General features: G+C 62.9%; 14 protein-coding genes. 12 read left to right on the forward strand and 2 right to left on the reverse strand.

The features are described 5' to 3' along the window. The first annotated feature begins 105 nt into the window (after nucleotides 1–105). The 5 genes from ACOJSI_RS15200 to ACOJSI_RS15220 all read left to right on the forward strand — a co-directional run bounded on the left by ACOJSI_RS15200 (nucleotide 106) and on the right by ACOJSI_RS15220 (nucleotide 7312). Nucleotides 106–720, forward strand: coding sequence for a TetR/AcrR family transcriptional regulator (locus ACOJSI_RS15200; RefSeq protein ID WP_420139289.1), 615 nt, complete (start codon nucleotides 106–108; stop codon nucleotides 718–720). A 283-nt stretch (nucleotides 721–1003) separates the two neighbouring features. After that, a complete protein-coding gene (locus tag ACOJSI_RS15205; RefSeq protein ID WP_420139143.1) occupies nucleotides 1004–1405 on the forward strand; it encodes a hypothetical protein in 402 nt (133 codons plus the stop codon). Next, nucleotides 1402–2658 carry an efflux RND transporter periplasmic adaptor subunit gene (locus ACOJSI_RS15210; RefSeq protein ID WP_420139144.1) on the forward strand — a complete coding sequence of 419 codons (1257 nt, stop codon included), beginning with the start codon at nucleotides 1402–1404 and terminating at the stop codon, nucleotides 2656–2658. Before ACOJSI_RS15205 ends, ACOJSI_RS15210 begins: the two co-directional genes overlap by 4 nt. 24 nt (nucleotides 2659–2682) lie before the next feature. Further along, entirely contained in the window at nucleotides 2683–5865 is a 3183-nt protein-coding gene (locus ACOJSI_RS15215) for an efflux RND transporter permease subunit (protein ID WP_420139145.1), read from the forward strand. A gap of 10 nt (nucleotides 5866–5875) precedes the next feature. Then, on the forward strand, nucleotides 5876–7312 hold the full coding sequence (locus ACOJSI_RS15220) for an efflux transporter outer membrane subunit (RefSeq protein ID WP_420139146.1): 1437 nt from the start codon (nucleotides 5876–5878) through the stop codon (nucleotides 7310–7312). 42 nt (nucleotides 7313–7354) lie between these two features. Here the strand turns inward: ACOJSI_RS15220 and ACOJSI_RS15225 are convergent, their stop codons facing one another. Further along, nucleotides 7355–10573 (reverse strand): autotransporter domain-containing protein, encoded by a 3219-nt coding sequence (locus tag ACOJSI_RS15225; RefSeq protein ID WP_420139147.1) that lies wholly within the window; start codon nucleotides 10571–10573, stop codon nucleotides 7355–7357. 365 nt (nucleotides 10574–10938) lie between these two features. Between ACOJSI_RS15225 and ACOJSI_RS15230 the strand changes: the two genes are divergently transcribed. Continuing rightward, nucleotides 10939–11517 carry an alpha-ketoglutarate-dependent dioxygenase AlkB gene (locus ACOJSI_RS15230; protein ID WP_420139148.1) on the forward strand — a complete coding sequence of 193 codons (579 nt, stop codon included), beginning with the start codon at nucleotides 10939–10941 and terminating at the stop codon, nucleotides 11515–11517. Here the strand turns inward: ACOJSI_RS15230 and ACOJSI_RS15235 are convergent. After that, on the reverse strand, nucleotides 11508–12695 hold the full coding sequence (locus tag ACOJSI_RS15235; protein WP_420139149.1) for an aromatic ring-hydroxylating oxygenase subunit alpha: 1188 nt from the start codon (nucleotides 12693–12695) through the stop codon (nucleotides 11508–11510). The two genes, ACOJSI_RS15230 and ACOJSI_RS15235, sit on opposite strands and share 10 nt — an antisense overlap. 114 nt (nucleotides 12696–12809) lie before the next feature. On the opposite strand from ACOJSI_RS15235, the gene ACOJSI_RS15240 reads away from it, so the two are divergent. The 6 genes from ACOJSI_RS15240 to ACOJSI_RS15265 all read left to right on the forward strand — a co-directional run bounded on the left by ACOJSI_RS15240 (nucleotide 12810) and on the right by ACOJSI_RS15265 (nucleotide 22814). Then, on the forward strand, nucleotides 12810–14816 hold the full coding sequence (locus ACOJSI_RS15240) for a tetratricopeptide repeat-containing sulfotransferase family protein (protein WP_420139150.1): 2007 nt from the start codon (nucleotides 12810–12812) through the stop codon (nucleotides 14814–14816). A gap of 75 nt (nucleotides 14817–14891) precedes the next feature. Further along, the gene (locus ACOJSI_RS15245; protein ID WP_420139151.1) at nucleotides 14892–17327 is read left to right on the forward strand and encodes a TonB-dependent receptor domain-containing protein; all 2436 of its coding nucleotides are present in this window, start codon (nucleotides 14892–14894) and stop codon (nucleotides 17325–17327) included. Nucleotides 17328–17450: 123 nt separating this feature from the next. Further along, nucleotides 17451–18365: an ABC transporter ATP-binding protein gene (locus ACOJSI_RS15250; protein WP_420139152.1), complete on the forward strand. Its 915-nt coding sequence runs from the start codon at nucleotides 17451–17453 to the stop codon at nucleotides 18363–18365. Beyond that, on the forward strand, nucleotides 18362–19861 hold the full coding sequence (locus ACOJSI_RS15255; RefSeq protein WP_420139153.1) for an ABC transporter permease: 1500 nt from the start codon (nucleotides 18362–18364) through the stop codon (nucleotides 19859–19861). Before ACOJSI_RS15250 ends, ACOJSI_RS15255 begins: the two co-directional genes overlap by 4 nt. Nucleotides 19862–19945: 84 nt before the next feature. Further along, complete coding sequence (locus ACOJSI_RS15260) at nucleotides 19946–20554, forward strand: acetate uptake transporter (RefSeq protein ID WP_420139154.1); 609 nt, start codon at nucleotides 19946–19948, stop codon at nucleotides 20552–20554. A gap of 136 nt (nucleotides 20555–20690) precedes the next feature. Beyond that, complete coding sequence (locus ACOJSI_RS15265; RefSeq protein WP_420139155.1) at nucleotides 20691–22814, forward strand: M3 family metallopeptidase; 2124 nt, start codon at nucleotides 20691–20693, stop codon at nucleotides 22812–22814. Nucleotides 22815–22872 lie beyond the last annotated feature (58 nt).

The raw sequence follows: 22872 nt of genomic DNA on the forward strand, positions 1-22872 counted from the left end.
ATCTCTATCTTCGCACAGGCTTGGCGGCCAGTTGGTCCCTCCGCCCAACCAATATGCCTGGGTCGGGTGGACGATCGGTCCGAACTCCACTATATACCGCTCGGTATGGAAAGCGTTGTATCTTGTGCGGCCCCCAAGGGGCGCCCCCGCGAATTCGATGTCGAAGAGGCACTGACCGCAGCTTTGCGCGTGTTCTGGCAGCGTGGCTACGAAGGTGCGTCGATGTCGGAACTGACGGCGGAGATGGGCATCGCGAAGCCGAGCCTCTACGCAGCATTCGGCAATAAGGAAGAGCTCTTCAAGAAGGCGCTCGACCTCTATGAGCGAGAGAAATTGGCCTACATGACGGAAGCCGTGAAGGAGCCGACGTCACGCAAGATGGCCGAACGGCTCTTGCTGGGCGCGCTTGAGCTTCAGACCAGTTCCGCCAACCCCAGAGGCTGCCTGGGCGTGATCACCACCGTCTCCTGTGGCCAGGAGCCATCGCCGATCCGCGACAGCGTGATCGAGCGCCAGAAGTCCTCGCGCAACGCGCTTATCGCGCGGCTCGAAGAGCATAAGCAGAATGGCGATTTGCCTGCGGACATCGATGCGGAAGCGCTGGCTCGATATATGACCGCGGTCATGCAGGGGCTTTCGGTCCAGTCCGGAGCAGGTGCATCTCCTCAGGAGCTTAAGAGCTTGGTAGATATGGCGATGCGCACGTGGCCGGGCCGTTGACTCAGAAAAATACTAAGCGGTATAAAAAGCCGTTGACGCGACGCAGCATAGGGTTATATACCGATCGGTATTGAAGTGGCGAACCTGCAAGGAGCCGCCTGAATGAACAAACCGATCAAATAACCGCCGGGCTTCGGCTGGCACTCCATCAGTAAACATTCGAAGACGTGAGCTGCGTATCCGCTCGCGCCTGAAGTCTTGCGCCGCCTGTCGGGCGAACGTGGTCGCATCCCTGCGTCCCCGTGCGTGGTCGCGGCTGCCTTTAAAGAACAAGGAATTTCGCATGGCTTATCTCGATCACGCATCCGCCTTTGCGATCGCGGGCGCAGAAGCCGTCGCAGCACCGTGGGCGGCGCCGGATGAGGGCCGCATCGACTTCAGCGCGCTGGAGTGGACGGTCATCGCAATGTCGCGGCGCGACAGCATCTCCAGCCTGAGCGCACCGGGCCCGCTTGCTCGCGCATTCGGCGGGCTGTTCGGGCTGGGGCGCAAGTCCATGCTCGCAGATCCCAAGCTGGAGGCGCTGCGCCGGATTGCGGTCCACGCTTGGCGGCGGGGCTACACCCTGCCTGTTTCGGAAATCAAACGCTTCCTCGCTGCCGGATTCTCGTCCGGGCAGGTTGAGACCTTGCTTGCCAGCATCGCCTCCAAGCGTCTCGATCGTTCGCGGAGCCTGAACGCATGAACATGCTGACCCACGACATACACGCCGAAGAACCGGCGGGATCGTCCAGATCGCGCTCCGTTCGGAACGGCAGCATCGCGGTCGTGGCTGCCCTGTTGGTTGCCGGCGGAGCATGGAAGCTGACCCACAATGCGCCTGCCGCCGCGGCTCCGCCGCCGGCAAATGTCACAGTGGCGACACCGCTGTCGCGAGAGGTACGCGCCTGGGACGATTATGTCGGCCGCTTCGCACCCAGCAAAACGGTGGAAGTGCGGCCGCGCGTATCGGGGCAGGTGGTCGGCGTCCATTTCAAGGATGGCGATATCGTCCGTCAGGGGCAGCTGCTGTTCACGATCGACCCACGTCCCTTCGGTGCTGCCTTAGCTGAGGCGCGGGCCAACAGCGCCAGCGCGCGCAGCACGCTGGCACTGGCACGGGCCGATCTTGGTCGCGCCAATCGTCTGGTCGGCGATGAGGCGATTTCCGCGGGCGAGATTGATGCATTGAAGGCGCGCGTCCAGGCAGCTCAGGCCGCCGTCGCCGCAGCGGATGCGCGGGTTCGGGAACGTGCGCTGGACATGGAGTTCACGCAGGTGCGTGCGCCCATCGCCGGCCGTATTTCCGACCGCCGCGTCGATGCGGGCAACCAGGTTGCAGGCGGCGAGGGGACTACAGGCAGCCTCCTGACGACGATCAATGCGCTGGATCCGATCTACTTCACCTTCGACGGTTCGGAGGCTCTCTTCATCAAGGCGCAGCGCGCGCGGGCGGCCGGCAGCACGGCCTCGCCGGTGGAGATCCAGTTGCAGGATGAGGCGGGCTATCGCTGGAAGGGGAAGCTCGACTTTACCGACAATGGGCTCGATCCGCGCTCCGGCACGATCCGCGGGCGTGCCGTGTTGGCAAACCCCAATTACTTCCTGACGCCGGGTATGTTCGGCAATATGCGGCTTGCGAGCGGCGGCACCCAGCCCGCGCTGCTGGTTCCGGATTCCGCGATCCAGACGGATCAGGCGCGCAAGACGCTGTTGGTCGTCGGCAAGGACGGCAAGGTCGTCGTGAAGCCGGTCCAGCTCGGGCCGGTCGTCGATGGACTTCGTGTCGTCGCCTCCGGCATCTCGCCCAGCGATCGGATCATCATCAGCGGAACGCAGATGGCTTTGCCCGGCATGCCGGTGGATGCCCATCCCGGGAAAATTGCCCCCGATGCTGACGCCAGCGCGACGCCGTCCGCTGCCGCGCCAGCCGCTGCCCAGGCTACCTTCGCCGGCTAAAGCCGGTCCAAAAGGACAAAGATCATGCGCTTTTCGCGCTTTTTTATCACGCGGCCTATCTTTGCCGCGGTGATTGCTATCGCCATCACCATTGTCGGTGCGCTGGCTTATTTCGCGCTGCCTGTCTCGCAATATCCGGACATCGTGCCGCCAACCGTGACAGTGACGGCCAATTATCCGGGCGCGAGCGCGGAGACGGTTGCCGAAACGGTCGCCGCGCCGATCGAGCAGGAAATCAACGGCGTCGACAACATGCTGTACCAATCGTCCCAATCGACGGGCGACGGCAAGCTGGTGATCACGGTGACGTTCAAGATCGGGACCGATCTCGATGCGGCGCAGGTGCTCGTCCAGAACCGCGTGGCAGTAGCCGTCCCCCGTTTGCCGGAAGAGGTACAGCGCCTTGGCGTCGTCACCAAGAAGACGTCGCCGGACTTCCTGATGGTGGTCAATCTGATCTCGCCGGATGAGAGCCTGGATCGCGGTTATATCTCCAACTATGCGCTCACGCGCGTCCGCGACCGGCTCGCACGCATCGATGGCGTAGGTGACGTGCAGCTGTTCGGCAGCCGTGACTTTTCGATGCGCGTGTGGATCGATCCAGGCCGTGCGGCTGCATTGGGCCTGACCGCGGGTGACATCGTGTCGGCCCTGCGGGCGCAGAACGTCCAGGTCGCCTCCGGCGCTTTGGGCCAGCCACCTTACGATACGGGCCAGGCCTTCCAGCTTAACGTTGAAACGCAGGGGCGTCTGACCGATCCGAAGCAGTTTGCCGACGTGGTGATCCGCACCGATCCCGATGGCCGTCAGGTTCGCGTGTCGGACGTCGCCCGGGTCGAGCTGGGTGCCCAGGATTATGGAACCAACACCTATCTCAGTGGCAAGCCGACCGTGATTGTCGCCGTGTTCCAGCGGCCGGGGTCCAACGCACTGGCTGCGGCCGAAGGTGTGTCGGCGGCGATGAAGGAGATGTCGGGCAAGTTCCCGCCCGGCCTGGCCTATCGCGTGATCTACAACCCGACCGAGTTCATCTCCCAGTCGATCGATGCGGTGATGCATACGCTGGCCGAAGCGATGATCCTGGTCGTCCTCGTCATCCTGGTCTTCCTGCAGAAATGGCGCGCCGCGGTCATCCCGATCGTTGCCATCCCGGTATCGCTGATCGGTACGTTCGCGGTGCTGCAGGCGGTGGGTTATTCGCTCAACAACCTGTCCTTGTTCGGCCTAGTGCTGGCGATCGGCATCGTCGTCGACGACGCGATCGTCGTGGTCGAGAATGTCGAGCGTAACCTGGAACGGGGTCTGACTCCGCTGGAGGCGGCCCGGACGTCGATGGACGAAGTGTCCACCGCGCTCGTCGCGATCGTGCTGGTTCTGTGCGCGGTGTTCGTGCCGACCTTGTTCCTGAGCGGCTTGTCCGGCGCATTCTATCGCCAGTTCGCCGTCACGATCTCGGCCGCGACGATCATTTCGCTGATCCTTTCGCTCACGCTGTCGCCCGCGTTGGCCGTGCTGCTGCTGAAGCCGCATGAAACGCATGACGAGGGTGGTCCGCGCTGGCGTCAGATGATCCGGAATGCGGGCGATCGCTTCAACCACGGGTTCGAGCGGATGAGCCAGGGCTATGGCCGGCTCACCCACCGACTGGTGCTGAAGCCAGCCCGGATGATGATGGCCTATGCGGGCCTGATCGCGCTCACCATAGGCGTGTTCTGGGCGACGCCGACCGGCTTCGTACCGGCGCAGGACCAAGGTTACTTCCTGACCGTTATTCAGCTGCCGCCCGGATCGTCGATCGCACGAACCGACGCGGTGATGAAGAAGGTCGCCGCCCGCATCCTGCCGCTCAAGGGCGTCAAGGGATCGGTGATGCTTGCCGGCTTCGACGGCCCTTCGCAGACGCTCGCCCCGAACACGGCGGCCGCCTATGTTCCGCTGCAAAGCTTCGAAGAGCGTAAAAAGCTCGGCGTCTCGATCGGTAGCATCATGGGCGAGGCGCAGAAGGCGACCGCCGACATTACCGAGGCGCGCTTGCTGATCGTGCCGCCGCCGCTCATCCAGGGCATCGGCTCGGCCGGTGGCTATCGGATGATGGTCCAGGATATTGGCGGCCATGGGTATGAGGATCTGGGCAAGGTCAGTTACGGGCTGATCGGTCAGGCCAACCAGACCAAGGGCCTGAAGCAGATCTACACCTTCTTCGCGACCAACACGCCGCGCGTCTTTGCCGATATCGATCGTCGCAAGGCCGATCTGCTGGGGGTTCCGCCAGAGCGCGTGTTCGAAGCGTTGCAGGTCTATCTGGGCTCTGCCTTCGTCAATGACTTCAACCTGCTGGGTCGTACCTATCGCGTCACGGCACAGGCCGACGCCCGCTTCCGGAACACGACCGCTGATGTGGCGAACCTGAAGACGCGATCCAATTCGGGGGCGATGGTGCCGATCGGATCGGTTGCGACCTTCAAGGACAAGACCGGACCCTATCGCGTCACCCGCTATAACCTCTTCCCCGCGGTCGAGGTCGATGGTGACACTGCGCCGGGCACGTCATCGGGCACGGCCTTGAAGACGATGGATGCGCTGGCCGACAAGACATTGCCCAGCGGCTATGATCATGATTGGACGGGTATTGCCTACCAGCAGAAGGCGGCCGGCAGCACATCTGCGCTCGTCTTCACCATGGCGGTGGTGTTCGTCTTCCTGGTGCTGGCGGCGCAATATGAGAGCCTGACGCTGCCGCTCGCGATCGTTCTGATCGTGCCCATGTGCCTGCTGGCGGCGATGATCGGCGTCAACATACGTGGGTTGGACAATAATGTGCTGACGCAGATCGGGCTGGTCGTGCTGATTGCCCTTGCGGCCAAGAACGCGATCCTTGTGGTCGAGTTCGCCAAGCAGGCGGAGGAAGAGCAGGGAATGTCGCCGGTCGATGCCGCGGTTCATGCGGCGCGGACCCGACTGCGGCCGATCCTGATGACCAGCTTCGCCTTCATTCTGGGTGCGGTCCCACTCGTGATTGCCACAGGCGCCGGTTCGGAGCTGCGGCAGGCGCTGGGAACGGCCGTTTTCTTCGGCATGATCGGGGTGACCGGCTTCGGCCTGATCTTCACGCCGACCTTCTATGTGGTGTGCCGGGCGCTGGGCGATCGCTTCGCCCGCCGCCGCCGTGGCCAAGCAGGCAGCCCCGCGCTGCAGCCTGCCGAATAGGATAATCACTATGGCATTGGTCAAATTGTTACCGGCCGTCTCGGCCTTGGCGCTCGTCGCCTGTTCTGTCGGGCCAAATTACGTGCCGCCGGCAACCACTGCTGCGGCCCAGGCGCCACTGCTGGCCGGCGGGGCACCGGTCAGCGACGCGCAGACGCCGGGCGATTGGTGGAAGATGTATGACGATCCCGTTCTGGACGGGCTGGTCGCCGATGCGCTTGCGGCGAACACGGACATCCGTGTGGCGATCTCGCGCCTCGACCGGGCCAAGGCATCGCTGCGCGGGGCGCGTTCCGATCTGCTTCCGCAGACCACCCTTAGCGCCAACCCCGCCTACGGCCGCCGGCCCACCATCCAGCGGCTCCCCGGCCTCCAACGGGAAGGTTGGCAGGTCGATGCGGGGTTGGACGTCTCTTATGAACTCGATCTGTCTGGCCGGGTGCGTCGTGAGATTGAGGCGGCCAAGGGCGATGTCGGTGCCGCTGCAGGCGATGTGGATGCGGTCCGCGTCTCGATCGTGGCACAGACGATCGGTGCGTATGTCGAGGCTGCATCCGCCGCGGAGCAGATCAAGGTCGCACAGTCGATCGTCGCATTGCTCGATCGTTCGGTGAACATCACGCAGAAGCGGTTCCAAGCGGGGCGTTCGGAGCGGCTGGATATCATCCGTTTGACCACGCTCGCCGATCAACGCCGGGCGGAAATCCCACCGCTGGTGGCGCAGCGGCAGGCCGCATTGTACCGCCTGGCGATGCTCACCGGCCGAACGCCGGATGCGCTTCCCACCGCAGCAACGGTCCGCGACACGACGCCGGAAATTCGCCAGCTCATTCCGGTCGGGGATGGGGGGACGTTGCTGGCGCGGCGGCCTGACGTGCGGGCGGCGGAACGCCGCCTGGCCGCGAATACCGCCCGGATCGGGATCGCGACGGCGGAGCTCTATCCCCGTATCACCCTGGGTGGTTCGGTCGGCCAGACCAGCACGGGCTTTTCCAACCTGTTCGGCGCCGGCCCGCTTCGCTGGCTGCTGGGCCCGCTGATCAGCTGGAATTTCCCCAATCAGGCGGCCGCACGTGCGCGCATCGCGGAAGCCCGCGCCGATCGTGACGGATCGCTGGCCACGTTCGATGGAACGGTCCTGCGTGCATTGCAGGAAACCGACACGGCCTTGTCAGCCTATGCCGAGTCCCTCAACCGGCGTCAGGCGCTGAAGACTGCCTATGATGACGCAGCAACCGCATCGCGTATCGTGCAAGCCCGCCAGCGGGAAGGGCAGGTCGATTTCCTGACATTGCTGGATGCGCAACGCACCGACGCGGAAGCCGCGGCGGCGCTGGCACAGTCGCAATATGCGGTGGCCTCGGCGCAGGTCGATCTTTTCCGCGCATTGGGTGGCGGCTGGCAGAATGTCGCCGACGCCAACCGGGCCGGCGCTGGCGCGAACTGAACAGCGGCGCCGGGCAGATCGCACCGGCGCCGTTCTCCTTCCTTAGAAAGCGCCGCGGAAGCCGAAGCGGCCGGAGATGATCCGCTGCCCGTTGGAGCGGGTCTCGACCACGCCCGAGGCAACGAAGCGGAAGGCCGACGAGCCCAGCGAGGCATTGGCCCCGCCGATCCAGCCGCTCTTGCGATCTTCCGGCAGCAGGATGAATTCGTTGCCGCCGGCGAACTGTGCCCGGGTGCCATCGAGCTTGGAGTCGATGATCTGCCGCCGGCCACCTTCCAGCTCGATGCGGAAGGTCGCCGCATCGGGGTTTGACAGGTCGCCGAAGCGAAGGCCCGCCGCCAACAGGCCGGTGGCTGCCGCTTCGCTGCTGGTCCGCTTGCCGATCGACAGGTCGAAACCAGTGCCGCCCCCGGTCTCGTTATGCGCCTTTTCCGACAGACGGTTGTAGCTCAGCTGTGCCGAGGGGCGCAGGTAGAATGTACCCAAGGCCTTCTCGTAGCTGACCTTGGCGCCAGCGGCCGCATTGATGCCGTTCCACTTGCCCTTGCTCGTGAAAATGGCCGGCGCGCCGGACGTCAATGCGGAGAGAGAGCGTTGCTCTGACAGGCGGACATATCCGGCCGAACCAAAGGCAGCGAACTTCAAATTGCCAAAGGTGCTGTACCAGTGAACGCCGCCGCCAAACTGATTGGCCGACACTTCATTGTCGCCGCTGTCGCGCACATCGCCATGGATGTAGCCGATCGACAGGCCGACGCGGCTATTCTCTCCCACCGGCACGTCACCGCCGCCGGTCAGGCCCCAGCCGTTGCCGCCATTGCCAGGCGTGTCATTGGCATCCTGATGCGCATCCCACAGCGCCTGCTGGACCCACAGGTTGACGCGGCCAACCTGGGCCCAGGGTGTCACGTTCTCAGTCGGAGCGAGGGCGCGCGTGCCCTGGGTCAACACATCGAACACGCCGCCCTGATGGTCAGGCAGCATCTGACGGTAGCGCAACAGGGTCGAATCCCGGTCGGTCAGGCCGAGGAAGGTGGAGGACAGCGTGCTGTTGCCCTGGATCGCGGCGAACACCGCATCGTAGGCTGCGGCTTCGGAGCGGCGGAACTGCAGGTCCGTGGCCGTCTTGCGCTGGATCGCGACGCCAACCGTGCCGGAGCTGTCGCTCGCCACCAGATCGCCCTTCAGCAGATAGGGCAACGAGTTGATGGACAGGGTCAGATTATTGCTTCCGCTCAGCGTGCCGCTGCGCAGGACGGTGATCGGGGTGGTGGTGGTGCCGAAGGAGGTCACGCCGACGGCCAGTGTCGTCGGCCCGCTGATCGTGGTCGCTCCTGTCACGTTCACCAGCGTGCCCGTATTCTTGGCGGGATCGATGACCACGCCCAGCGTGCCGCCGGTAGCATTCAGGGTCGTCATGGTGTTGGTGTCGGTCGTATTGAAGCGCAGCGTGCCGCCATTCAGCCCGACCGTGATGTTCGATCCGGCTCTATCCCCATTCGCGAATACGCCGGCAAAAGTCGCGCCGCTCCCGATCGTCAACGAGTCATTGCCCGTTCCGAAGTCGATCTTGCCCGACGTGGTGCTGGTGCCGGAGAGGGTGATGCTGTCATTCCCGTCGCCCAGCCGGGCGTCGATCGCGGCGGTGACGTTTCCGCTGATCGCGATCGTATCGTTGCCGGCACCGAGATCGATGACCGACTGGATGACGCCCGCGGATGCGGTGAACGTGTCGTTGCCGCTTCCCGTGAAGACGCCACCCGTCAGCGCGGGCGTGGTGGTCTGGGTCGAGCTGGCAAGCGCCTGAGTATAGGTGAAGCCCGTCGTATTGCTGGTGACGTCGATCGCACGCTGATCCGTGTCGCTGCCGGAGGTGGCGGCGGCGATGATGGTACCGTTGTTGACGACGCTGGTCAGTGTACCGCTATTGTCGAGGATCGCCTTCGCGTTGCCCGAGGTCGCCGTCGTCTGCGCGGAGATCGTGCCGCTGTTGACGATCGTCGGCAGGCTGGCGCCATTCTCGATCACGACGCCGTAAGAGGCGCTGCCGGCGGTTGCAGAGCCGCCCGCGCCGATGCTGCCGCTGACGGTGAGTTGCGGCGTCGTGGCACCCGAAGCCAGCCGCAGGCCGTAGGCGGTTCCGCCGTTGGAGCTGCCGGCAATCTGCCCGGCGACGGCAATACCGCCGTTGATGGTGACCGGCGCACCCAGACCGCCGATTTGAGCGCCGGTGGCGCCGATGCCGGAATAGACGCCGATGCCCGCGATCTTGCCGTTGACGATCAGGCCGTTGGTATTGCCGGTGAAGGTGCCCAGCGTAATCGGCGCGGTGGCTGAGCCGATGAGCAGCGCCGGCGCGCTGCCATAGGTCGTCAGCGATGCGGTCTGCTGCGTCGCGTCGGCAATACCGTCCTTGTCAACGTCCGCGGTGGTGTTGGTGGTGTCTGTCGGCGCCGCGGCGATGAGGACGCCGCCGCTGACACTGCCGCCGATGACCATGGCGGATCCGGCCTGCTGCACATTTTCCGGCGTCAGCTTGGTGACGTCGGTCGGCAGCGTCGTCGAGCTATAGCCCGTGCTGCTGAACGTGCCGTGGACGACGACCTGCCCCGCGACGTCGCCGGTCAAGGCGACAGCCGTGGCGTTGCCGCCGAGGACGCTGACCGAGCTGGACAAGGCGATGTTGCCGTTCACCGCGCCGAGCCGAACACCATAGGTGTTGTTGCCCGTCACGCTGATCGCGCCGGTATTGGCGGTGACGTTGCCCACGATCGGTGCCGAGGCGTAAATCCCGGCAGAGTCGTTGCCGCGCACCGTGATCGCGCCCGTATTGTTGATCGCGCCGGTAAAGGGCGCTGTGCCATCGATCCGGATCGCGTAGCGATTACTGCCCTGTGCATAGGGGCCATCCAGCACCGTGTCGCCGTTTGTGTCCGTGCGGGTGTAGTTTTCGTCGAGCGTGATTGTCCCGCTGTTGGTGATGCTGCTGGTAAGGCCGCCATTTGCGACGATGCCGGCGGCATTGTTCACCCCCGAAAAGGTGATCTTGCCTGCGCTGCTCACCGTATTGTTGCTGTTGATCGTGATGGCCGTGCCGCTCGTCGGTGCGATCGAACCATCGGCCGTGACCGTGATATTGCCGCCGCTCGACGTCTGCACCGGCGTCGTGGTTGCGGTGCTGATCGATGTGTCGGCGCGTGCTTCAGCGGCGAGCAGAGTGGCAAGGGTGGTGATGCAGGTTGCGGTGAGCGCCAGGCGCATGAACAATTCTCGCTGCTGAAGTTGGTGGAAGAGGCCTCGGTGGCTGTCAGGACCTACGCGCAAGGATGGACGTGATTTCGTGGCATTGCGGGGTGGGAGCGCCGCTGGCGCATATCACATGTTTGTGATTGCGCGGCGGCTTCATGCCGGATTGCACCCGCCATGGCCATCGTAAATGTCGCTCCCCGACCCCTTTTGATCCAATCGGCCAATGGCGATGGCACATGAACGCCAGATGACCAAGATGCATTCGGCCCGCGAAGATGCGCCTGAAAGGTCGCCATTGAGGTATCCAGAGTCCGCCCTTGATCAAGATTTGACGGAGACAGGATGCGGCTGCCTTGGCGCCTTCCTACATTATCCACATGCATGATTTGTTCGGCGTTGCGCCGGTCCCGGGCTTCAACCAAATCGAGGCGGCGTTCACAACGGCGGAAGAGCGCGCGTTGATCGCGCGGATCGATGCGGAAGACTTGTCGCCATTCCGTTTTCAGGGTTGGACCGGCAAGCGGCTGACACGCAGCTTCGGATGGAATTATGATTTCGATGCCGCGCGTTTGGCCGAGGCCGATCCCATTCCCGGCTGGCTGTTGCCCGCGCGCGACAAGGCTGCGGCCCTCGCCGGGCTGGATCCAGGGGAATTCGTGCAGGTGCTGCTGATCCGTTATGATCCCGGTGCGGGAATCGGGTGGCATCGCGACCGCCCGGTTTTCGAGCATGTAGCCGGCATCTCATTGGGAAACCCTGCCACCCTGCGGCTTCGCCGGCGCCTGTCGTCCGGGTTCGAACGGGCCTCCGCGCATCTCGCCCCGTGCTCGATCTATCATCTCTCCGGAACGGCGCGCCATGATTGGGAGCATAGCATTGCGGCGATGGATGTGCCGCGCTGGTCGATCACCTTTCGCAGCCTATCTGACAAAGGGCGACGGATCCTTCAGCGATAAGCGCGACTCCATCCAGGGGGCGGTGCCGCATGATCGCGCGCCTCGGGGATCAAAGCGCGCACCCGCCGCGCGAAGTTGCGAAGCGCCACCTCTTCACGGCTGAGCGGCCCCACGGAGAAGCTGGAGGAAGCCATGCCCTGCTGCACGCGTGCCACCAACTCGGTGTCTTCGGCGTTCACCTGGCGGTTGATGCGCCAGTTCAGATATTGCGCCGCTCTCATTCTGCGGCGGGCATCGTCGGAAGCTTCCGGATCCGGAACGGCGTAGCTGATTTCCCGGATCAGGGTCTCCGTGGCGGAGATTGGCAGGAACTGCATGAAGTCGACCTGATCGGGATAGATGTCGAAGGCGACGTTCGGCCAAAGCTTGAAATAGGTCCACAGCCGCTGTCGGTCCGCTGGCAGATGCGCGACCCGCGGCAGGAAGTGCGCATAGGCCCGCTCGGACGGATTGGACGACGGACGATCGACCAACGGACCCCACATTTTGTCGGCCCAATCGGTAGATTCGACGCCATAGCCGTCGCCCACCAACCGCTTCAGGCCGGGATGGGCGACGGCAATATGTAGGCCATCCGAATAGTTATCGGCAATATTCTTCCAGTTGACGGTGCGATGACGCAAGGTCACGCGCCCAAGTTTGCGCAGTTCGGGGAAACGATAGGGCCCGATTTCCTGCGCATAAGGTGCCATCATTCGCGCCACGCTCGGCCCGCCACTCTCCAGGCGGACGAACACGAACCCTTCCCAGATCTCATGCTCAACCGGAACTAAGCCTATTCCCGCCAGATCTGTAGGATCATAGCTTTCCCGACTGGGCACGCCGACCAGGCGACCGTCGCTGGCGTAGGTCCAGGCATGATAGGGGCAGACGATCCGTTTGGCGCAGCCGGACGAGCCGTCCAAAATACGCGCGCCGCGATGGCGGCAGACATTATGGAAGGCGCGAATCTCATCGTCAGCTCCGTGGAGCACGACGATATTCTCGCCTGCATAGTCCAATCCCATCCAGTCGCCGGGAGCAGCGATGTCGCTGACGTGGCAGACGATTTGCCAGGCCGGCCGGATGATCTGCTTGAGCTCGACTTCGAAATATTCAGGATCGGCATAGAGCCAAGCCGGCAGGCTCCAGCCATCATCCGGATCGTGGCGCTGCGCGGTCAGGGAAGTTGTGGCCATGATGTCGCAGAAGAGTAGAAGACTAGCTTCGCAGCCGCAACATCGCGTTGACAAGACTGTTTGCGCGGCGTCTCATCCCGCCATCACGGCGTAAAGCCAGGCAAAAGGGCAGGGATGGCAACGCGCACGGAGCAGCCGGTCGGTTCCCTGAACATGGCGTTGGCGCAGGCCGAACGTCTTGCCTCGACCCGTCCGACACTTGCGCTGGAACAAGTCGATGAAATTTTGGCCGTGGCTCCGGGGCATCCGCAAGCATTGTTGGTGCGGGGACGCGCGCTTCGTCTGATTGGCCAGACGCGCGAGGCGCGCCGTCTGCTGGAACGACTGGCGGTCGAGCAATCCGGATCGGCTGCAACCGCATTGGAGCTGGGGCTTGCCCTGCGTGCCGACGGCGATCTTCCCCGCGCAATCGCACAATTCCGTCATGCGCTCACGCTTAAGCCGGCATGGGCTGATGCGTGGGCGATCCTCGCGGATGCGCTCCGCACCGCCGGCGACGATGCTGCCGCCAATGCAGCCCAACTGGCAACGGTGCGCGCGTCGACCCAGGATCCGGTGTTGATGCGAGCGGCCATGGCTTTGCAGGACAATGATCTTCCCACCGCGGAAGCGCTGCTGCGCCAGCAACTACGTACGCGGCCGGGCAACGTGGCGGCGATGCGCATGCTGGCGGAGCTCGCGGCGCGGTTGGGACGGTTGGACGACGCGCAGGCGCTTTTGGCGCAGGTCGTGCAGCTGGCGCCCGCTTTCGATGCGGCACGGCAGGCCTATGCGATGATCCTTCAGCGCAACAACCGCCCGGCCGAGGCGCTGCGTGAGATTGACGTGCTGCTGGCACAGGATCCGCGTCAGGGTGGCGCACGCACGGTCAAGGCCGCCACCTTGGTCAGGCTCGGCGAATATGATGCGGCGATTGCGCTCTACGAGGGGCTGCTGGCGGATTATCCAACGCTTGCCCGTAATTGGATGAGTTTCGGACATGCGTTGAAGACGGTTGGTCGTCAGAACGATGCCGTAGCTGCCTATCGACGCGCAACGGAGATCGAGCCGACGCTGGGGGAGGCATGGTGGAGCCTCGCTAACCTGAAGACCTACCGGTTCGGGGATGAGGCGATCGGCGCGATGGACGGCGCCTTGCGCGTCGCCGGAATCAGCGAAGAGGATCGGCTGCATCTTCATTTCGCGCTGGCCAAGGCGCGGGAGGATCGTGGCGAAGATGCCTTGGCTTTCGATCATTATCGCAGTGGGAATGCGCTGCGCCGGGACCAGCTTGGCTACGACCCCGATCGCATTCACCGCCAAGTGGCGCGAACGATCGCGACCTTCGACTCTGCCATGATCCGTGAGCGGGGCGGGCAGGGGTGCGATGCGCGCGATCCCATCTTCATCGTCGGTCTGCCACGGTCGGGTTCGACCCTGGTGGAGCAGATTTTGGCATCTCACCCGCTGGTCGAAGGCACGATGGAGCTGCCCGATCTGATGGCCATTGTGCGCGAATTGACCGGGCGGGAGGATCGCTATCCGGAGCGGTTGCGCGAAGCGGGCGCGGAGGAGCTGCGCAATTGGGGTGAGGCCTATCTCACCCGTACCAAGGTGCAGCGCAAGACGAGCCGCCCTTTCTTCATCGACAAGATGCCAAACAATTGGCTGCATGCCGGATTGATCGCGCTGATCCTGCCGAATGCGAAAATCATCGACGCCCGCCGTCACCCGATGGACTGCTGCTTTTCGGCCTATCGCCAGCATTTCGCGCGTGGCCAGGCCTTTACCTACGACCTAGAGGATGTTGGGCTTTACTATCGCGACTATGTGACCGCGATGGCGCATTTCGATGCCATAATGCCCGGCCGGATCCACCGTGTAATCCACGAGCGCTTGATCGAGGATGTAGAGGGTGAGGTCCGCAAATTGCTGGACCATTGCGGGCTCGCGTTCGATCCCGCCTGCCTGTCTTTCTGGAAGACGGATCGGGCGGTTCGAACCGCCAGTTCGGAACAGGTGCGACGCCCGGTCAACCGCGACGGCATTGATCGCTGGCGCCGCTTCGAAGGGGAGCTTGCACCTCTCAAAACCGCATTGGGCCCGGCGCTGAACGATTGGGAGGCGCCGACGAGGCCGTGAATAGCTCGCAGCCGCAGAGAAAATGCGGCGCGGGACAAGCAGGGGCGAACGAAAGTTCGAACGAAAGGGAGTCACATGACTGCACAAGACCTATTGTCCAGGCGCCGATCCCGCTTTTCCGCGGGCCGCATATTGCTGGCCACGACCATGCTGGTGCCGGCCAGTGCCGCCGTCGCCCAGGATGGCCAGCAAGCGGCCCCAGCAGCGGCCGTCCGCACCAACCAGACCAACGGGCCTGCGACCAATCAGCAGGCCACCGGCGCGTCGCCGGACGTTCCTGACGAAATCGTGGTGACCGCCAACAAGCGTGCGGAAAATATCCAGAAGGTGCCCATCAGCATGCAGGCGCTCGGGAACGAGACGCTGGAGCAGCACCAGGTGCAGAGCTTTGACGATTATACGAAGCTGCTGCCCAGCGTGTCCTATCAGACCTATGGCCCTTCGCAGCAACAGCTTACCTTTCGCGGCGTCGCGACCGGCGGCATCGATCTTCCGGGTGGCGCGCTGTCTGCGACCGGCGTCTATCTTGATGAGATTCCGATCACGACTACGGGTGCCTTGCTCGACGTCCACGTCTACGACGTTGCCCGGGTCGAGGCCTTGGCGGGCCCGCAAGGAACCTTGTTCGGCGCTAGTTCGCTCGCCGGCACCTTGCGGATCATCACCAACAAGCCGGATCCCTCGAAGTTTGCCGCCGGGTATGATTTGGAAGGTAACAAGTTCGGCAAAGGCAATGCGGGCGGATCGGCCGAAGGCTTCGTCAACATTCCTTTGAGCGAAAGTGCGGCGGTCCGGATCGTCGGCTATTATCAGCATGATGGCGGATATATCGACAATACGCCCGGGCAGCGGACCTACACATTGTCCGACGACGATCCGAGCAACGACAAGACCGTGAACAATTCGGAATTCGTCAAGAAAAACTTCAACGATGTCGATACCTATGGCGGCCGCATTGCCCTGGCCGTCGACCTGAATGACAATTGGACGGTCACGCCCTCGCTCGTGGCGCAGCATCAGCTCGCGCACGGCACGTTCGGGTTCGATCCGCGGGTGGGCGATCTTGAGGTTCACGAATTCGCACCCGATCGCAACCTGGACAAATGGTATCAGGCGGCGTTGACGGTCGAAGGCAAGATCGGCAATTTCGATCTGGTCTATTCGGGCGGCTATCTGCAAAGATCGATCGATAACGATCAGGATTATTCCTACTATACTGTCTATTACGATAATATTCCCGGCTACACGCATTTTCCGGACGGCAAGGGCGGTTTCCTCGATCCGACCCAGCGGTATCACAATCATCAGGCGCTCACGAAACAGACGCACGAGCTCCGGATCAGCTCGCCGTCGGGCGAGCGATTCCGCGTTACCGCTGGCTTATTCTATCAGCGTCAGGCCAATCGGAATGTGGCGGACTATTTTGTCCCGGGGCTGGGGTCGATACCGAACAGCCCCGCTGTCATAGGTGACGACATCTTCGTCACGCGCACCCATATCGTCAATCGCGACTATGCGGCCTTTGCGCAAGCCTCGTTAGACCTCACCGACACGTTGACGCTGACCGGTGGCATACGCGGATTCAAGGCCCACAACACGTTGATGGGCTTCTCCGGTTTTGCCAGCAATGCGGAGAGTGTCGGCTGTACTGTTCCGATTACGGCCGGCTGCGTCAATGTCGATAAGAGTTACAAACAAAGCGGCGAAACGCATAAGGTCAGCCTCGACTGGAACATCACGCCGACCAAGATGGTCTACGCGACCTACTCGACGGGCTTCCGGCCTGGCGGCAATAACCGCCGGCCCGGCATCGATCCCTATAAGGCCGATACGCTCGACAATTATGAGATTGGTTGGAAAACCAATTGGTTCGATCGCAAGCTGCGCTGGAATACGGCCTTGTTCTACGAGCGATGGAATAACGTTCAATATGCGCTCGCCCCCGTGGGTGCGGTGGGCGTGGCCAACATTTACAATGTCGGCAAGGCCAACATCTATGGCATTGAGACCGATGCCTCGGCGTATATCGGTGCGCTCACCCTGTCGGGATCTGCGGCCTATACCGATGCCAAGCTGGGCTCCGATTTTTGCTCCATCGGCACGGATGGCAATCCGGATTGTACGCTCGGCACTCTTACGGCACCCAAGGGCACGCGGCTGCCAGTCCAGCCCAAATTCAAGGGCACGGCGACCGCGCGATATCAGCTCGATATCGCCGGTCACCCAAGCTTCCTGCAAGGGACGATCCTGCACCAATCGGGCGTGCGCAACTTCCTCGGCCTCGCCGATGACGATGCAGTCGGCGACACCCGAGGCTTTACCACGTTCGACTTCTCGGCCGGAATCCGCTTCAGCAGCCTGTCGTTCGAGGCGTTCATAACCAATGCGTTCGACAAACGCGGGATACTCAGCCGCAATACCTTCTGCGTGCCGACCTATTGCGGCCAATATGCGCGATCCTATCCGGTCAAGCCGCAGCAATTCGGCATCAAAATGTCGCAACGGTTCTGAGGCAAAAAGCTTGATCGCGACGGCCCAGCAAAGCGTTGCGATCAAGCTGAAGGCCGCCGGATTGCGCGTGCAGGGTGATCGGCCTATCCGGTTGCTCCGGTCAAACGGGTTGCGGGACGTGGAATGACGGCGCTTCTCCTTGACGGCGTCACGAAGGATTTCGGCGGCAAGCGGGCTGTCGATCATCTCAGTTTCGCTGTCGCAAACGGAGAAGTGTTCGGCTTCCTTGGCGGTAATGGCGCGGGCAAGACGACGTCTTTGCGCATGATCCTCGATATCATCCGCCCCACTGCCGGTCGTATTGAGGTTCTGGGGCGGCGGCCGGGGCGCGAGAACGGGCCGCGGCTTGGCTTCTTGCCCGAAGAACGCGGTCTCTATCGCACCATGACCGCGCTTGAGACGATCACCTATTTCGGTCGGCTCAAGGGCATGGGCCGCGCCGATGCCCGACAAGAAGGATTGCGACTGCTCGACCGGTTCGGCCTCGGCAGTGCGGCAAGTAGCCGGATCGACCGCTTATCCAAGGGGATGGCGCAGAAGGTCCAGCTGGCCACAGCGATCGTCAACAAGCCGGCCTTGCTGATCCTCGATGAGCCTTTCTCGGGACTGGACCCCGTCAATCAGGGGCTACTGGAGGCGGAGATCCAATGTCTGTCGCAGCAAGGATCGACAGTCGTCTTCTCGACCCATGTCATGCAGCACGCGGAACGGCTTTGCCATCGCCTGTTGCTCCTGACGGAAGGACGCAAATTGTTCGAAGGCACGCAGGATCAGGCGCGTGCCCTGCTGCCCGTTCGACTTTCGCTGGTGTCGCGCGCGACGCCGCTCACACTTCCGTACGTCATCGCGGCAGAGGTGGTTGAGCAGGAGGGAGACTGGACACGGTGGGATGTTCGCCTTGCACCCCGCGCGGACCCGGCCGACCTGCTGCAGGTGTGTACCGAACGCGGGTTTGCTTTGCGGCACTTTGAGCAGAGCCGGCCGAGCCTCCACGACGTCTTTCTCCATGTTGTCGGCGGTGGGGACGGGCGGCCGTGAACGGCCGCATCGTGATCGTCGCCGCGCGCGAGTTCCGGCAGATCGCCGCTGCGCGCAGTTTTTGGATTACCCTACTGATCATCCCCTTGGCACTGGCGCTCGGCCCCATCGCTTCTCATTTCATGGAGAAGCCGAACACTGAAAGCGTGATGCTGATCGATGCAACGGGCAGGGTTGCGCCGGCCATCCAGCACCGGATCGAGCTTGAGCAGCAACGCCGCGTCCTCAGTGCGCTCGCTCGCTATGCGGCGAGATACGGTCTGGCGCGGGCGGAGCCGTCGGCATCTTGGGCGCTGCCGGAGCATTATTTCTCCGACGGCGAGGTCGCGGCCTTTCTCGCGCAGGGCGGCGCCGCACATGCATCGCAGGCGATGGCGCGCGTGGCACCGCCGGGGACGCCCGATTTCGCGCCGCCCCAGCCCGACTATCGCTTTGTCCTCCCGCCGCCGGACATACGAGGCCGGGATGCTGCCGCCCTGACGCGCGCTCTGCCCGGCTTGATCAACCCGTCCGAACAACGCCGTCGATCGCAGGAACTGGACTATGCCGTCTATATTCCGGCCGACTTCCTTGCTGAAGGTCGGGGCGTCCAGATCTGGTCCGACGGCGCGCCCTCGGCCGGGCTGATGGATGCGGTGCAGGCCGAACTGACCCGCATCCTGCGAAATCACTTCCTGGAGGATCATGGCGTGGCATCCGTAACCGCAGCCGCCGCTGGGCGGATCGTGCCGGCGATCGGGATCAACCAGCCGCCGAGAGGCGAGGGGCATCAGCAAGTGATCGTACGATCGATCCTGCCGTTGCTGATTTCCTATGTCCTGCTGGTGTCCTTGATGCTGTCCGGATCCTGGATGCTGCAGGGTACGGTGGAAGAGCGATCCAACAAGCTGATCGAAACGCTGCTGGCCTGCGTTAGTCCAAACGAACTGATGCACGGCAAGCTGATCGGGACGGTCGCTGTCGGATTGACCATGGTGCTGTTCTGGCTGCTCTGCGCCGTTGGGGCTGCTTTCGCCACACAGGGGATTATCTCCGAATTCCTGCGGCCCGCCTTGGCGCCGCTCGGCTCGCCCGGCATCGTGATCGCTATGATCTTCTATTTCGTCGCTGGCTATTTGATGGTGGCGATGATCTTCCTGGCGATCGGCGCGATGAGCGACAGTTTTCGGGACGCGCAGGCCTATCTCACACCGGTGCTGCTGGTGATCGCCATGCCCTACGCGATCATTGCGCAGCAGGTCCTGCGTGATCCCTCCGGCCTGGCAGTCCGTATCATGAGCTGGATTCCGCTTTATGCTCCGTTCATCATGCTCGCGCGATTGGGCACGAGCGTACCCGCGTGGGAAATCGTCGGCTGCGGGTTGGTGCTGGCGCTATTCGTGGCGGCAGAAGTGGTGCTGCTCGGCCGCGTATTTCGGGCGAGCCTGCTCAACGCAGGGGCCAAGCCCAATTTCGTACGTCTCGGCCGTCTCATGATGGGCCGGGAGGTCGAGTGACATAGGTTGACCCCGCCGCGGGGTCACCATAGCCTCCCAGGTGCATCCAGCGATCAACAAGCTAGGGCAAGGAGGGGATACGAAATGGCTGAAGACAGTGTGACGACTGCGCCGGTTGCGCCGGTTGCCAACCCGGCTGGGTTGGGATTGGTCGCGTTTGGCTTGACCACCGTTCTCTTGAGCCTGATCAACGCAGGCATTCTTCCGGCGGGTGGGGAGCCTGTTGTCATCCCCCTGGCGCTCGCCTTCGGCGGCCTCATGCAGATCTTCGCCGGCGTCTTCGAGGTTCGCCTCGGCAATACCTTCGGGATGACGGCGTTCCTCAGCTACGGCGCGTTCTGGTGGTGGTTCGCGCTGTTGCTCCTGTTCGGGCATAATCATTGGATTGACCTGTCGGCAGTCGGGCCGACGGTGGGCGTGGCACTGCTATTGTGGGGTGTGCTTACCCTCTATCTTTGGATCAGCACCTTCCGGCTGCCCAAGATCCTCTTCCTGATCTTCCTTACGCTCTGGGTGACCTTCGCGTTGCTCGGGCTGGGCGCCATCCAGGGCGATGCAGGCTTGACCCACGCTGGCGGATGGCTGGGGCTGCTGTGCGGCTGCCTCGCGCTCTATGGCAGCTTCGGCATCGTCACGAACGCCACGTTTGGCCGGCCTGTCGTGCCGCTTGGTGAGACCCCGCTGGTGCGTTGACGTCTTCCAATTGTGAACGCGACGAGGGGAGGCCGGCAGGTGCGACTTGCCCGTCTCCCCGCTTGATTATCCGCGCCGGTCGTTCCACGCTGCCGCATCGGCGCCTGCCGAACCCATCCAAAGGATTTTCTCCCTCATGAAGATGATGACGTGGCTCGCGCTCTCGACGACGTCGGCGTGCCTTGCCGCTTCCATGGCCGCAGCCGCACTTCCCGCGGCCAACCCGTTCGCGCAGCCGAGCAACTTGCCGTTCCAGGCGCCGCGTTTTGATCGCATCAAGGACCAGGATTATCAGCCCGCGATCGAGGCCGGCATTGCGGAACAAGCCGCCGAGATCACGCGCATCGCCAATAACCCGGCTGCCCCGACGTTCGACAACACGATCGTCGCGATCGAGCGCTCGGGCAGGCTGCTCGATCGCGTCACCAGCACCTTCTTCGGCGTCGTCCAGGCCAATACCAACCCAACGCTGGACAAGGTGCAGGAGGTCGAATCCCCCAAGCTGACCCAGCATTCCGATGCCATCTATCTGGATCCCAAGCTATTTGCTCGGGTGCGGACGATCTACGAACAGCGCGGCACGCTCAAGCTGAACCCCGAACAGCAGCAATTGCTGGAAATCTATCATGCCAACTTCATTCGGGCCGGCGCGCAACTGTCCGATGCCGACAAGAGCAAGCTGCGCGCCCTGAACACGCAGCTCTCCACCTTGGAGACAGCCTTCCAGCAGAAGCTGCTCGCCGCCGCCAAGGCCGGCGCATTGGTGGTGGACGACAAGGCGAAGCTGGCTGGGCTTGATGACGGTGCGATTGCCGCGGCCGCCAAGGACGCGAGCGAGCGGAAGCTGGACGGAAAATATGTACTTCCGCTCCAGAACACGACCCAGCAGCCGGCGCTGCAATCCCTCGCGGATCGCAGCACGCGCGAAGCCTTGTTCATGCAGAGCTGGACGCGTGCGGAGAAGGGCGATGCCAACGATACCCGCTCGACGATCCGCGAAATCGCCTATCTGCGTGCGCAGAAGGCGCAGCTGCTCGGCTTCCCGACCTGGGGCGATTATGTTCTGCAGGACCAGATGGCCAAGACGCCTCAGGCCGCCAAGGCGTTCATGAAGCAGCTGGTGCCGGCACTTGCCGCCGAGCAAAAGAATGAGGCGGCGGAATTGCAGCGTACGATCGCAGCCGGGGGTGAGAATTTCACCTTGAAACCGTGGGATTGGGATCGCTATTCCGAGCGCGTTCGTAAGGCGAAATATGACCTCGATGAAAATGAGGTCAAACCTTATCTTGAGCTGAATGCGGTGCTGGAGAAGGGCGTATTCTACGCGGCCAACCAGCTGTACGGCCTCACCTTCAAGCGGCGGACAGACATTCCGGTCTATCAGCCGGACGTCACCGTCTACACCGTCTACGACAAGGACGGGTCCGAGCTTGGGTTGATGTACTTCGACTACTTCAAGCGCGACAACAAATCCGGCGGCGCGTGGATGTCGAACTTCGTCGGACAATCCTATCTGTTGAAAACCAAACCGGTTATTTACAACGTTGCCAATTTCACCAAGCCGGCTGCTGGTCAGCCGGCCTTGATCAGCTTCGACGATGCGACCACAATGTTCCACGAATTCGGTCATGCCCTGCACGGCCTATTCGCCAGCCAGACTTATCCGGCGATCTCGGGCACGGCTACTGCACGCGACTGGGTTGAATTCCCGTCGCAGTTCAATGAACATTGGGCACTCGATCCCAAGGTGCTCGCGAACTACGCAAAGGATTATCGCACCGGCGCGCCGATGCCGCAGGCATTGGTCGACAAGATCAAGAAGGCGGCAAAGTTCAACCAGGGCTATGCCTTGGGCGAGACGGTTGAGGCAGCCACGCTCGACATGGATTGGCATAGCCTGACCGCGTCAGAGCCGCGTCAGGATGTGGACGCGTTCGAGAAGAAGGCTTTGGATAACATGGGGCTGGATACCGCCAATGTGCCGCCGCGGTACCGGACAAGCTATTTCCTGCATATCTGGGCGAACGGCTATTCCGCAGGCTATTATGCTTATCTATGGACGCAGATGCTGGAGCACGCCGCCTATCATTGGTTCATGGACCACGGCGGCATGACGCGCGAAAACGGCCAGCGCTTCCGCGATCTGATCCTGTCGCGCGGGCACACCCAGGACTATGGCACGATGTTCCGCGCCTTCTACGGGAAGGATCCGGATATCGGCCCGATGCTGCAAGAACATGGGCTCCCAACCGGACGGTAAGAAACGAGGGCAGGCGGGGCGATCCTGCCTGCCCCGAACGATGCCGAACATCGGCACA

It is taken from the genome of Sphingomonas sp. (assembly GCF_048595155.1).
In the GTDB taxonomy this organism is placed as follows: domain Bacteria; phylum Pseudomonadota; class Alphaproteobacteria; order Sphingomonadales; family Sphingomonadaceae; genus Sphingomonas_I.